The 12,687-nt window shown below is 70.3% G+C and carries 12 protein-coding genes and 1 pseudogene; 8 read left to right on the top strand and 5 right to left on the bottom strand.

Annotated features, from left to right (window positions below):
* Nucleotides 1-8: 8 nt before the first annotated feature.
* A complete protein-coding gene (tkt, locus tag AB5J55_RS36045; protein WP_369274636.1) occupies nucleotides 9-2,084 on the bottom strand; it encodes a transketolase in 2,076 nt (691 codons plus the stop codon).
* A 177-nt stretch (nucleotides 2,085-2,261) separates the two neighbouring features.
* Here tkt and AB5J55_RS36050 point away from each other — a divergent pair, with 177 nt between their 5' ends.
* A complete protein-coding gene (locus tag AB5J55_RS36050; protein WP_369274637.1) occupies nucleotides 2,262-3,149 on the top strand; it encodes an AraC family transcriptional regulator in 888 nt (295 codons plus the stop codon).
* 118 nt (nucleotides 3,150-3,267) lie between these two features.
* On the opposite strand, the gene AB5J55_RS36055 is transcribed toward AB5J55_RS36050, so the two are convergent.
* Together AB5J55_RS36055 and AB5J55_RS36060 are read right to left on the bottom strand one after the other, a co-directional pair.
* Nucleotides 3,268-4,626 (bottom strand): rhodanese-like domain-containing protein, encoded by a 1,359-nt coding sequence (locus tag AB5J55_RS36055; protein WP_369274638.1) that lies wholly within the window; start codon nucleotides 4,624-4,626, stop codon nucleotides 3,268-3,270.
* Between the two features lie 235 nt (nucleotides 4,627-4,861).
* Entirely contained in the window at nucleotides 4,862-6,256 is a 1,395-nt protein-coding gene (locus tag AB5J55_RS36060) for a glycoside hydrolase family 16 protein (protein WP_369274639.1), read from the bottom strand.
* Between the two features lie 214 nt (nucleotides 6,257-6,470).
* Here AB5J55_RS36060 and AB5J55_RS36065 point away from each other — a divergent pair, with 214 nt between their 5' ends.
* The 3 genes and pseudogenes from AB5J55_RS36065 to AB5J55_RS36075 all read left to right on the top strand — a co-directional run.
* Nucleotides 6,471-6,758 (top strand): DUF1905 domain-containing protein, encoded by a 288-nt coding sequence (locus tag AB5J55_RS36065; protein WP_369274640.1) that lies wholly within the window; start codon nucleotides 6,471-6,473, stop codon nucleotides 6,756-6,758.
* Nucleotides 6,759-6,798: 40 nt separating this feature from the next.
* Nucleotides 6,799-7,062 carry a hypothetical protein gene (locus AB5J55_RS36070; RefSeq protein ID WP_369274641.1) on the top strand — a complete coding sequence of 88 codons (264 nt, stop codon included), beginning with the start codon at nucleotides 6,799-6,801 and terminating at the stop codon, nucleotides 7,060-7,062.
* Between the two features lie 28 nt (nucleotides 7,063-7,090).
* Nucleotides 7,091-7,212, top strand: a pseudogene (locus tag AB5J55_RS36075) (zinc ribbon domain-containing protein); the annotation flags it as partial.
* Between the two features lie 210 nt (nucleotides 7,213-7,422).
* Here the strand turns inward: AB5J55_RS36075 and AB5J55_RS36080 are convergent.
* Both AB5J55_RS36080 and AB5J55_RS36085 read right to left on the bottom strand, forming a co-directional pair.
* On the bottom strand, nucleotides 7,423-8,211 hold the full coding sequence (locus AB5J55_RS36080) for an IclR family transcriptional regulator (protein ID WP_369274642.1): 789 nt from the start codon (nucleotides 8,209-8,211) through the stop codon (nucleotides 7,423-7,425).
* Between the two features lie 42 nt (nucleotides 8,212-8,253).
* A complete protein-coding gene (locus AB5J55_RS36085) occupies nucleotides 8,254-8,793 on the bottom strand; it encodes a MarR family winged helix-turn-helix transcriptional regulator (protein ID WP_369274643.1) in 540 nt (179 codons plus the stop codon).
* A gap of 112 nt (nucleotides 8,794-8,905) precedes the next feature.
* Between AB5J55_RS36085 and AB5J55_RS36090 the strand changes: the two genes are divergently transcribed.
* From AB5J55_RS36090 to AB5J55_RS36105, 4 genes are read left to right on the top strand one after another with little or no spacing between them, the layout of a single operon-like run.
* Complete coding sequence (locus AB5J55_RS36090; protein WP_369274644.1) at nucleotides 8,906-9,823, top strand: SDR family NAD(P)-dependent oxidoreductase; 918 nt, start codon at nucleotides 8,906-8,908, stop codon at nucleotides 9,821-9,823.
* Between the two features lie 11 nt (nucleotides 9,824-9,834).
* On the top strand, nucleotides 9,835-10,710 hold the full coding sequence (locus AB5J55_RS36095; protein ID WP_369276384.1) for an amidohydrolase family protein: 876 nt from the start codon (nucleotides 9,835-9,837) through the stop codon (nucleotides 10,708-10,710).
* 10 nt (nucleotides 10,711-10,720) lie between these two features.
* Complete coding sequence (locus AB5J55_RS36100; RefSeq protein ID WP_369274645.1) at nucleotides 10,721-12,235, top strand: long-chain fatty acid--CoA ligase; 1,515 nt, start codon at nucleotides 10,721-10,723, stop codon at nucleotides 12,233-12,235.
* Nucleotides 12,232-12,687 carry a MaoC family dehydratase gene (locus tag AB5J55_RS36105; protein ID WP_369274646.1) on the top strand — a complete coding sequence of 152 codons (456 nt, stop codon included), beginning with the start codon at nucleotides 12,232-12,234 and terminating at the stop codon, nucleotides 12,685-12,687. Before AB5J55_RS36100 ends, AB5J55_RS36105 begins: the two co-directional genes overlap by 4 nt.

A 12,687-nucleotide genomic window follows, 5' to 3' on the forward strand; every position in this document is an offset into this window, starting at 1 on the left:
CGGTCGGATCAACCACGCGCGGCGGCCAGCGATTCCCTGGCTGCGGCGGCGACGTTCTCGGGGGTGAAGCCGTACTCGGCGAACAGGGTCTTCGCGTCGGCGGAGGCACCGAAGTGCTCCAGGGAGACGATGCGTCCCGCGTCGCCCACGAACCGGTACCAGGTCAGCCCGATCCCGGCCTCGACGGCGACCCGTGCCTTCACGGCCGGCGGCAGGACGCCCTCGCGGTACTCACGGGGCTGCTCCTCGAACCACTCCACGGACGGCATCGAGACGACCCGGGTACCGATCCCGTCGGCCTCCAACCGCTCCCGCGCGGCGACGGCGAGCTGGACCTCGGAGCCGGTGGCGATGAGGATCACCTCGGGCGTCTCGGTGGAGGACTCCCGCAGGACGTAACCACCCTTCGCCGCATCGGCGTTGGGAGCGTACGTCGGCACGCCCTGGCGGGTGAGCGCGAGTCCGTGCGGGGCCGGATTGGTGGAGTGCCGCTCGAGGATCTCGGCCCAGGCGATGGCGGTCTCGTTGGCGTCGGCGGGGCGGACGATGTTCAGGCCCGGGATCGCGCGCAGCGAGGCCAGGTGCTCGACCGGCTGGTGGGTGGGGCCGTCCTCGCCGAGGCCGATCGAGTCATGCGTCCAGACGTACGTCACCGGCAGCTGCATCAGGGCCGACATACGGACGGCGTTGCGCATGTAGTCCGAGAACACCAGGAAGGTGCCGCCGTAGATACGGGTGTTGCCGTGCAGCGCGATGCCGTTCATCTCCGCGGCCATCGAGAACTCGCGGATGCCGAAGTGGACCGTACGGCCGTAGGGGTCGGCCTCGGGCAGCGGGTTGCCCTTCGGCAGGAACGAACTCGTCCTGTCGATGGTGGTGTTGTTGGAACCCGCCAGGTCGGCCGAGCCTCCCCACAGCTCGGGGACGACCGTGCCGAGGGCCTGGAGCACCTTGCCGGAGGCGGCGCGGGTGGCGACCGACTTGCCCTCCTCGAAGACCGGGATCGACGATTCCCAGCCCTCGGGCAGCTGGCCGGCGACGATCCGGTCGAACAGCTGGGCGCGCTCAGGGTTGGCCGCCCGCCATGTACCGAGCTGCTTGTCCCAGGCCGCGTGCGCCTCGGCGCCCCGGTCGAGGGCACGGCGGGCGTGGGCGAGGACTTCGGCCGAGACCTCGAAGGCCTGCTCGGGGTCGAAGCCGAGGATGCGCTTGGTGGCGGCGATCTCGTCGGCGCCGAGGGCGGAGCCGTGGGAGGCCTCGGTGTTCTGCGCGTTAGGGGCGGGCCAGGCGATGATCGTGCGCATCGCGATGATCGAGGGGCGCTCGGTCTCGGCCTGCGCGGCCCTGAGCGCCGCGTACAGCGCGTGGACGTCGATGTCACCGCCCAGCGCGGGCTCGATCCGCTGCACGTGCCAGCCGTACGCCTCGTACCGCTTCAGCACGTCCTCGGAGAAGGCGGTCGCGGTGTCGCCCTCGATGGAGATGTGGTTGTCGTCGTACAGGAAGACCAGGTTGCCGAGCTTCTGGTGGCCGGCGAGGGAGGAGGCCTCGGCGGAGACGCCTTCCTCCAGGTCACCGTCGGAGACGATCGCCCAGATGGTGTGGTCGAACGGGGACTCGCCCTCCGGCGCCTCGGGGTCGAACAGGCCGCGCTCGTAACGGGCGGCCATCGCCATGCCGACCGCGTTGGCGACACCCTGACCGAGCGGGCCGGTCGTCGTCTCGACGCCCGCCGTGTGCCCGTACTCGGGGTGGCCCGGGGTTTTCGAACCCTGGGTCCGGAAGGACTTGAGGTCGTCGAGCTCCAGCTCGTACCCGGCGAGGAACAGCTGGGTGTAGAGGGTCAGCGAGGTGTGCCCGGGGGAGAGGACGAAACGGTCCCGGCCGGTCCACTCGGGGTCGGCGGGGTCGTGACGCATCACCTTCTGAAAGATCGTGTACGCGGCCGGGGCGAGGCTCATGGCGGTGCCCGGGTGACCGTTACCGACTCGCTGCACGGCATCCGCCGCCAAAAGGCGCGCGGTGTCGACGGCACGCCGGTCGAGTTCGGTCCATTCGAAGCTGTCCGGTGTCTGCGTGCTCATCTTCAAAAAGTCCTCGATCAGAGCGAAGTGGCTGGTCCGACGCGTTCAAAACTAAAAGTCTGACTTTTACGAGGGAAGGTCGGGGTGTGTCAGGCTGTGGTGAAAGTGGGACACCGCGACGAGCGCCGCGCACGGCTGAGCGCGCCCCTCGCACGACTGAGACGGCACGAGACGGACATGGCGGACACAAGGGTCCAAGGCGGCCAGGCGATACGGACGTTTCCGTTCCCGGTCGATCTGAGCGTCCTCGGCGTCGGCATGCAGGTAGGCCCGATGGGCGCCGGCCGCACCTGGCACGCCGCAGACGCGCCGCTGGAGCGGGTGCATCGCATCGACTTCCACGTCGTGATGCTCTTCGACGAGGGCCCCGTACGTCACATGATCGACTTCGCCGAGTACGAGGCGCAGGCCGGCGATCTGCTGTGGATCCGCCCCGGGCAGGTCCACCGTTTCTCCGGGACCGGCGACTACCGGGGGACCGTCCTGACCATGCAGCCGGGCTTCCTGCCCCGCGCCACCGTCGAGGCGACCGGCCTCTACCGCTACGACCTCCCGCCCCTGCTCCACCCCGACGACGCGCAGCTCACCGCCCTCCGCTCGTCCCTCGCCCAACTCCGGCGCGAGTACGAGGACACGACGACTCTCCCCCTGAGCCTGCACACGTCAGTCCTGCGGCACTCCCTCACGGCATTCCTCCTGCGCCTGGCCCACCTCGCCGCGAGCTCGGCGGAGGCCGCGCGCCGACAGGCCGACACGACGTTCACGCTGTTCCGGGACGCCGTGGAGCGGGGTTTCGCCACCAACCACAGCGTCAGCGCCTACGCCGACCAGCTCGGCTACTCGCGCCGCACCCTCGTCCGCGCGGTCCGCGCCGCCACCGGGGAGACGCCCAAGGGCTACATCGACAAGCGCGTGATCCTGGAGGCGAAGCGGCTGCTGGCCCATACGGAGATGCCGATCGGGCGGGTCGGTGCGGCGGTCGGCTTTCCGGACGCCGCGAACTTCTCCAAGTTCTTCCATCAGCACACGGAGATGACACCGGCGGCGTTCCGGGCGGAGCTGTGACGCTCCGCTGAGGTCGGCAGGGGGGTGGTGCCGCGTTGGGCTGGCGGGTGTCTGCGGGTGTGTCGTGGCTGGTCGCGCAGTTCCCCGCGCCCCTAGGGGGTGGTGGTGACGGGTGTTGTCATGTGCTGGTCCTCAAGGGGCGGTCTGTGGCCTTCGACCAGTCCGTTGGGTCGCCCTTGAGGACCGCTACGTCCGGGTGGCCCTTGCGTTGGAGGATGCTGGCGGCGGTCATCGCGCGTTCGCCGCGGGTGCAGTGGACCACCGGGCTCGGTGGTGCCTCGTCCGTACGGGTGGTCAGGGCGCCGAGTTCGATGCCGACGGCGTCGGGAATGCGGCCGGCGTCCCGCTCGGACTGCTGGCGGACGTCGAGGACCGGACGGTCGCCCACGCCGTCGGCCGCCACGAACTCCACGCTCTCCCGTTCGCCTCCGTCGGCCGTCCAGGCGTCCATGGTCAGGTGCCCGTACAGCCGGTCGTACCCGATCTTCAGGGCCTGCCAGGTCAGTTCGGCGAGATCCTGGCCGGGCGCGGTGACGAAGACGAGGGGAGCGTCCTCGGGCAGCAGCCAGCCGAGCCAGACGGCGAACTGCTCGCGCAGATGGACGGAGAGGGCGCCGGGGATGTGGCCGGCGGCGAAATCCTCGACCGGACGTACGTCGACGATCTGCGCTCCCAGGCCGAGCAGGTGACGTACGTCTGACGCGGAGAGCCCGGGCAGCGAGGGCGTCGCGGCAAGTACCTCCGGACCCCGCCGGTTGATCTCGGCCAGCCGGTCGAAGTAGGCGGGATAGGACCCGAGGCCGCCGAGCAACTGCCGTACGAAGCTGTCCTCGTCCGGCGCGGCGAGCAGGTCGTTGGACCGCTTCTCGGCGCCGATGGTGCTGGTGCGCTCGGCGCCTTGCGGGGCGGAGCAGAACGAACCGGCGCCGTGCGTGGGCCACACCCCCGTCGCGTCGGGCAGCCGGGCCAGGCGATGCAGGGAGCGGTACTGGGCGCGGGCGAGTTCCTCGGCGCGGTCGGCCCCGAGCAGGTCGGTGCGGGCGACCGAGCCGACGATCAGCGAACCGCCGCTGAAGACCCCCAACTCCCGTGCGCCGTCCAGGAGCAGGAAGGACAGGTGCTCGTCCGTGTGCCCCGGAGTGGCCAGTGCACGCAGGGTCAGCCCGCCCAGGTCCACCTCGTCGCCGTCGGCCAGGCCCCGGTGCCCGAAGGCACGCCGCCCGGCAGTGGACGCCAGCACCGTCGCCCCGTCGTCGGCCGCCAGCTGAAGCGCGCCGGTGAGGAAGTCCGCGTGCAGGTGGGTGTCGGCGGCGAAGGCGATCGCCAGCCCCCGCCGCTCCGCCTCGGCGCGCACGGCCCGCAGGTCCCGGCTCACGTCCACGGCCAGCGCACGCCCGTCGCCCAGGTCGACGAGATAGGCACTGTTGCCGAGCCCGTCGTCGATCAACGGAACCAGATGATCTTCGGCGAATCCCATGGGGCCCTCCATCTGCCACGGTACGCGTCGAGTGCCCCGTACACGCACTCCGACCCGGATCCAGCGAGTTCCCCTCACTGCCGCGGCGTGACCGACCGCCGACGGCGGCACCGTCGTCACGCGACGATGCCCCGCGAGGACCGGCCGGGACCGGCGACTCCGCACGGGGCATCGTCCACACGACTCGGCGCGACGGGTCGACGCACGACTCGGCCGGCCTCGTCAAGGTCGCGCCTCAGCGGCCGAAGTTGAACCAGTTCACGTTCACGAAGTCCGCCGGCTGACCGCTGGTGAAGGTGAGATGGACGTCGTGCGTGCCGGTCACCCCGGCGATGTTCGCCGGGATCGTCCGCCACGACTGCCATCCGCCCGTGTTGCCCACCGCGAAACTCCCGACCGGCGCGTTGCCGCGGCTGTCCAGGCGTACCTCGACCAGACCGCTGACGCCGTTCGCCGCCCCGCTCGCCACCCGGGCGACGAACTGAGTGGCCGTCGTGGAGCCGAAGTTGACGCCGCGGTACAGCGCCCAGTCTCCGTTGGCGAGGGAGCCGATGTTCTGACCGCCGCCCGAGTCGGCGGTGGTCTCGGCGCTGACGCCGCCCTGGCTGTCGTACGACTCGGCCTGGATGGCGCTGTAGGCGTCACGGTTGCCCGTCGGCGGGGGAGTGGTACCGCTCCCACTGGAGAGCACCTGGACGTAGTCGACGACCATGGCGTGGCCGGGCACGGTCGCGCCGTCCGGGCCACCGCCGAACGCGTCGACGAAACCGCCGCCCATCGCCACGTTCAGGATGATGTAGAAGCCGTGGTTGGTGGCGTTGCTCCAGGTCGTCGCATCCACCTGATCGGCCCGTACGGTGTGGTAGTTGATGTCGTCGACGTAGAAGCGGATCTGCTCCGGGCTGGTCGACCGGTCCCATTCCACTGCGTACGTGTGGAAGCCCGCCTGGCAGGTGGTTCCCGGGCAGGCCCGGGAACCGCCGATGCCCGTCGTCTCGTTGCACGGCCCGCCGGGGCTCGTACCGCAGTGCATCGTCGACCACACGGTGTTGAGGCCCTGGACGTTCTCCATGATGTCCAGCTCGCCGACGCTCGGCCAGTTCCAGTGGTTGCCGCGGTAGGGCGCGCCCAGCATCCAGAACGCCGGCCAGTAGCCGCGAGCGGCCGCGCCCGTGACGTTCGGCATCTGGATTCGGGACTGCACGCGCAGCTTGCCGCCCGACGGCGGCTGGAAGTCGGTGCGGTTGGTCTCGATCCGGCCGGACGTCCAGTTGCCGGAGGCGTCGCGGCGCGGGGTGATGCGCAGGTTGCCGCTGCCGTCCAGGGCCACGTTGTTCGTACTGGACGTCATGGTCTCGATCTCGCCGGTCCCCCAGTTGGCGGGGCCGCCCGGGTAGCCGGTGCCGGTCGCGTACTGCCAGTTCGCGGTGTTGACGCCGGTGCCCGCGGAGCCGGTGAAGTCGTCCACGAAGACCTGCGTCCAGCCCGAGGGAGGCGTGGGAGCGGTGGCGTTCGCGGACGGGGTGGCGACCGTTGCGGCGGCCGCCGCCAGGCCCAGGGTGCTCAGGACCGCGACGAGGCGCCGCGGCGGACGCCGTCGTCTGTGTGGTGTGCCGGAGGTTTCACTCATGGGAGGTGCTGCCTCTCGGGTACGGGGTGTGGGGTGCGAGGTGCTCCCGAGAGCGGTCTGAGAGCGCTCTCAAAGTGCCGTCAATGTGCTCCCCGGCACTGCGGTCGTCAAGAGGTGAAGCAGAGAAATCCCTTGCGGCACAGGTAAGTTCACCCTGCGAATGCGTGAATGTGCCGGAGCGCTTCGTCCTGTGGAGAGAAGAGGGGCTGAACGCATGGAACTCGCCTTCACCGGCCCGGTGATCGAATGGCGCGGGCCGGCGCCGTACTACTTCCTCAGGGTGCCGGACGAGGAATCCGCCGACATCCGCGAGGTGGCCGCGATGGCCACGTACGGCTGGGGCGTCATCCCGGTCGAGGCGCGGATCGGAGAGGTCGCCTTCGAGACCTCCCTCTTCCCCAAGGACGGCGGCTATCTGCTGACGCTCAGGAACGCGGTACGCAAGCCGCAGGGGATCGGGGCCGGTGACGAGGTGAGCGTGGAGATGACCGTCCGCCTCTAGGGCCGGTCCGGCCGATCATGCTGCTCGTCAGGGTGCTCGCGTGGCGAAGCCGGGCGTGAGCAACGAGACGGACAGAATGCTCTGCCTGTGGGTGGAGCCGTGGGGAACTGATCACTGGATGCGTCCGGGCGAGGAGTTCACCGCCAGGACGCAGACAGAACCCGAGGAGTCTCCGTTCAACGTTGTCGTTCACAGTCAGGGCATCACGGTGTGGGTGAACTCTGCGAACGATTCCAAGGTCTTCGACAAGGCCGGCAACCCTGCGCCCTGTGGGCACCAGCATCCTGCCGACGCCGGGTTCTGAAGATCCACTCCGGCTCAGGTACGGAGCCTGCGCCGGCTGCGGGCACATCGGCAAGGCGAACCGGGTCTGCGGGCCTGGTTCGCGTGCCGGTCCTGCGGAGTCGTTGATCACGCAGACCGGAACGGCTCTCGCAACATCCGCGCCAGAGCGTGACAGTTGTGGCGACCCGGGGCGCAGTCAACCGCCCAGACCCACCTTCCGAACCGGGGCCGTGGGACAGGAGGCAAACGCAGCACCACGGCCAGTGGCGTCCGTTGTGTAAGCCCGGGACTTCAGCCCCGGGGCGTTGACTGTCGCGAGCGACCTCACGCCTCGTCCTCACCGGCGAGAGGGACATCCGCCGCCTCGCCGCGCGACCCCCTACGCCCCCGTCTCGGGCTGCCAGCCCAACGCCCGCGAGATCCCCCGCGCCGCCAGCCGTACCGCCGGCACCAGTACCGGAACCTGTGCGTCGGCCTGCGGTACGACCACGGACACGGCGGCGGCGATCGGGCCCCCCGGGCTGCGGACCGGTGCGGCGACCGACAGGGCGTCGTCGGTGACCTGGCGGCTGCTCACGGCCACCCCGGTGCGGCGCACGTCGGCCAGCATGCGGCGCAGACGGGCGGGGTCGGTGATGGTGTACGGCGTGAAGGAGGCGAGCGGCGCGGCGAGGTACCGGTCCTGGAACTCCGGGTCGCTGTGCGCGAGCAGTGCGAGGCCGACCCCGGTGGCGTGCAGCGGCCAGCGGGCCCCGACGCGGATGTGGACGCCGACCGCGGAGCGTCCCGACAGCCATTCGATGTAGACGACCTCGGGCCCGTCCTGGACCGCCAACTGCACGTTCTCGTGCGTCGCTTCGTACAGGTCCTCCAGGTACGGCAGCGCGATCTGCCGCAGCGCCGGCCCGCGCGGCGCGAGGGCCGCGAGTTCCCACAGCCGCAGGCCGACGTGGTAGAGGCCGGACCCGTCCCGCTCCAGGGCGCCCCACTCGCTGAGCGCGGTCACGAGCCGGTGCGCGGTGGTCAGGCTCAGCCCGGCCCGCCGGCTGATGTCCGTCAGGCACAGGGCCGGATGCTCGAGGTCGAAGGCCCCGAGCACGGACAGCAGGCGGTCGGGCGCGGAACGAGTCCCTCTGGCCGACGCGGTCGGCTCGGCGTCGGCGGTCATCGGCACCGCACCCCCATCAACCCATCCATCCCGTCAAACCCGTCACCCCAGGCCGGACTCGGTGACCCTCTGCAACAACGCGTGCAGCTGCTCGCGCTCGGCGGGGTCGAGGGGCTGGAGCAACTCATTGGTGACACGCTGCCCGGCCTCGTCGGTGTCGCGCAGGAACGCCCGGCCGCCCTCGGTCAGCACGATGATCCGGCTGCGGCGGTCGTCGGGGGAAGGGCGCCGCTCGGCGAAGCCCAGCTTCTCCAGGTCGTCGACCAGGCCGACGATCGCGCTCGGGTCGTAACCGAGCGACGCGCTCAGCTCGCGCTGGAGCGCCCCCGGCGTGGTGGCGAGGAACCGCAGGACCGCGTAGTGGCGCAGGCGCAGGCCCGACTCCTGGAGGGAGGCGTTGAAGAGCTGGCCGGAGCGCAGGCCGAGGCGGTACAGCAGATAGCCCGTGTCGGCGTGCAGTCCGCGCATCCACGGCTCGTCGGCGTCGATCGGGGCGGGGTTCGTGGTCGGCCGGCTGGCGATGGCGGGCTCCCTGTTCGAGGCCCCGGGGGAGGGGCGTGCGTACGTGCTGCCCCTCAGCATGACGGAAGGACGGGTCACCAACAACTATTGACGTCAACAACTATTGTTCTTACCTTCGATCTCGCACCACCTTCGACATCGAAGTCGCACCCCCACCCGAAGGGACTCACCCGTGCCCAGCATCGATCTCACCGGCAAGGCCGCCGTCGTCACCGGAAGCGGCCGGGGCCTGGGCCTGGCCTACGCCCACGCCCTGGCCGCCCACGGCGCATCCGTGGTCGTCAACGACGTGGACGAGGCCGTTGCCGAGGCGGCCGTGAAGTCCATCACCGAAGCGGGTGGCACCGCCGTCGCCGAGGTCGTCCCGGTCGGCACGACCGAGGCCGCGGACCGGCTGGTCGGCCGCGCGGTCGAGGAGTTCGGGCGACTCGACGTCCTGGTGACCAACGCCGGCATCCTGCGCGACAAGGTCCTGTGGAAGATGACCGACGACGACTTCGACGCGGTGCTCACCACCCACCTCAAGGGCACCTTCACCTGCGCCCGCGCCGCCGCCGTCCGCATGCGCGAGCAGGGCGAGGGCGGCACCCTGATCCTGGTCGGCTCCCCGGCCGGGCAGCGCGGCAACTTCGGGCAGACGAACTACGCCGCCGCCAAGGCCGGCATCGCCGCCATGGCCCGCACCTGGTCGATGGAGCTGGGGCGCGCGCACATCACCGTCAACGCGATCGTGCCGGTCGCCGCGACCGCCATGACCGAGACGATCCCCGCGTTCGCCCCGTATGTGGAGGCGATGAAGAGCGGCGAGCCGCTGCCCGACTTCCTGCGCAAGGGCGAGGGCTTCGGCACCCCCGAGGACTGCGCCGCCCTCGTCCCGTTCCTCGCCTCCGAAGCCGCCCGCGGCATCACGGGGCAGGCCATCGGCATCGGCGGGGACAAGGTGGCACTCTGGTCGCATCCGCAGGAGATCGCGGCGGCGTTCGCGGACGGCGGCTGGACCCCCGACACCCTGGCCGACGTCTGGTCCTCCTCGGTCGGCGCCGAGCTCCAGTCGGTCGGCATTCCGGCGCCCGAGTTCCCGGAGGCGTGATGACCCTCTCCATGAAGCTCGACGAGTTGGTCGCGATCGACGTCCACACCCACGCCGAGGTCTCCTCCAAGGGCCACTCCTCCCTGGACGACGACCTGCACGACGCCTCCTCGGCCTACTTCAAGGTCGAGGGCAAGCGGAAGCCGACTCTTGAGGAGACCGCCGCCTACTACCGCGAGCGGAAGATGGCCGCCGTGATCTTCACGGTCGACGCCGAGTCCGCGACGGGCACGCCACCCGTCCCGAACGAGGAGGTCGCCGAGGCGGCCGCCGCCAACGCCGACGTCCTCATCCCCTTCGCCTCCATCGACCCCTTCCGCGGCCGGGCGGGCGTCAAGCAGGCCCGCCGCCTGGTCGAGGAGTACGGGGTGAAGGGCTTCAAGTTCCACCCCAGCATCCAGGGTTTCTTCCCCAACGACCGCTCGGTGGCGTACGACCTGTACGAGGTGATCGAGGAGACCGGCACGACAGCCCTGTTCCACACGGGCCAGACGGGCATCGGCGCGGGAGTCCCGGGAGGCGGCGGCATCCGTCTCAAATACTCCAACCCCCTCCACGTGGACGACGTGGCGGCCGACTTCCCCCACCTGAAGATCATCCTCGCCCACCCGTCCTTCCCCTGGCAGGACGAGGCCCTGGCCGTCGCCACGCACAAGCCGGGCGTGCACATCGACCTGTCCGGCTGGTCGCCGAAGTACTTCCCGCCGCAGCTGGTGCAGTACGCGAACACGCTGCTCAAGGACAAGGTGCTCTTCGGCTCCGACTTCCCCGTCCTCACCCCCGACCGCTGGCTCGCCGACTTCGCGAAGCTGTCGATCAAGGACGAGGTCAAGCCGAGGATCCTCAAGGAGAACGCCGCCCGGCTGCTCGGGCTGACGAAACCGTAAGGGGCGTGACATGCGCAACGAGGGACTGGGGTCATGGCCCGCACGCCGGGCCCGCAAGACCCCGCACCGCACCGCCCTGATCCACGGCGGGACGTCCACGGACTACCGCACCCTGCACACGCGCACGACCCGCCTCGCCCACGCGCTGCGCGACCGCGGCATCCGCCGCGGCGACCGCATCGCCTACCTCGGCCCGAACCACCCCTCCTACCTGGAGACCCTGTTCGCGGCGGGCACGCTGGGCGCGGTCTTCGTCCCCCTCAACACCCGCCTGGCAGGCCCCGAGATCGCATACCAACTCGCCGACTCCGGCGCCAAGGCCCTGGTCTACGGCCCGTCACACACCCCTCTGGTCGCGGGACTCCCGGGCAGCAGCGACGTCCGCACCTACGTCGAGCTGGGCCCCGAATACGAGGCGGCGCTGGCGTCGGCGTCCGAGGAACCCATCGACGCCCCCGTCACCCCCGACGACACCTGCATCATCATGTACACCTCGGGGACCACAGGCCGCCCCAAGGGGGCGATGCTCACCCACGGCAACATCACCTGGAACGCCCTCAACGTCCTCGTCGACACCGACCTGATTGCCGACGAACGCGCCCTGGTCTGCGCCCCGTTGTTCCACACGGCGGGCCTGAACATGCTGACCCTGCCCGTACTCCTCAAGGGCGGCACCTGCGTCCTGGTCGAGGCCTTCGACCCGGACACCACCTTCGACCTGATCGAACGGCACCGGATCACCTTCATGTTCGGCGTGCCGACCATGTTCGACCGGGTGGCCAGGCACCCCCGCTGGCCGGACGCGGACCTGTCGTCCCTGCGCATCCTGACCTGCGGCGGCTCCCCGGTACCGACGCCGCTCATCGCCGCGTACCAGGAACGCGGCCTGACCTTCCTCCAGGGCTACGGCATGACGGAGGCCGCGCCCGGAACCCTGTTCCTGGACGCCGCACACGCGGTCACCAAGTCCGGTTCGGCGGGCGTGCCGCACTTCTTCAGCGACGTACGCGTCGTACGGCCGGACCTCGCGCCCGTCGACGTCGGCGAAACCGGCGAGGTCGTGGTCCGCGGCCCCCATGTCATGCCCGGCTACTGGGGGTTGCCCGAGGAGACGGCCGCCTCCTTCGCGGACGGCTGGTTCCGCAGCGGGGACGCCGCCCGCGTGGACGAGGACGGCTATGTCTTCATCGTCGACCGCATCAAGGACATGATCATCTCCGGCGGAGAGAACATCTACCCCGCCGAGATCGAGGACCTCCTCCTCACCCACCCCGACATCGTCGAGTGCGCGGTGATCGGGGTGCCGGACGACAAGTGGGGCGAGGTACCGCGTGCGGTCGTCGTACCCCGCGAGGGCGCCACCGTCGACCCCGACGAGGTGCTGGCCTCCCTGTCCGGCCGGCTCGCCAAGTACAAGATCCCGAAGTCGGTGGTCCTCGCCCCCGAACTCCCGCGCACCGCCTCCGGAAAGCTCCTCAAGTCCCGTGTCCGTACCCGGTACGGCAAGAGTGAAGGAACCGCATGACCATCACCGTGAACGGCCTCGACGAACTGAAGAAGCTGGCCGGCACCGACCTCGGCACCAGCGAGTGGATCGAGATCACCCAGGACCGCATCAACACCTTCGCCGACGCCACGGGCGACCATCAGTGGATCCACGTCGACCCGGAGAGGGCGGCGGAGGGGCCCTTCGGCGCGCCCATCGCGCACGGATATCTGACGCTCTCCCTCTTCATCCCTTTGTTCACGGAGCTGTTGGACGTCCAGGGGGTGACGACGAAGGTCAACTATGGGCTGAACAAGGTGCGTTTTCCGTCGCCGGTGAAGGCCGGCTCCCGCATACGGCTGGTCGGGAAGCTGGCTGGGGTCGAGGAGGTACCGGGCGGGGTGCAGATCACCGTCGACGGCACCGTGGAGATCGAGGGTGGCGGGAAGCCCGCGGCCGTTCTGCAGAGCCTGTCGCGGTTCTACGCCTGA

Origin of the sequence: Streptomyces sp. R11, assembly GCF_041051905.1 — a bacterium.
GTDB lineage: Bacteria > Actinomycetota > Actinomycetes > Streptomycetales > Streptomycetaceae > Streptomyces.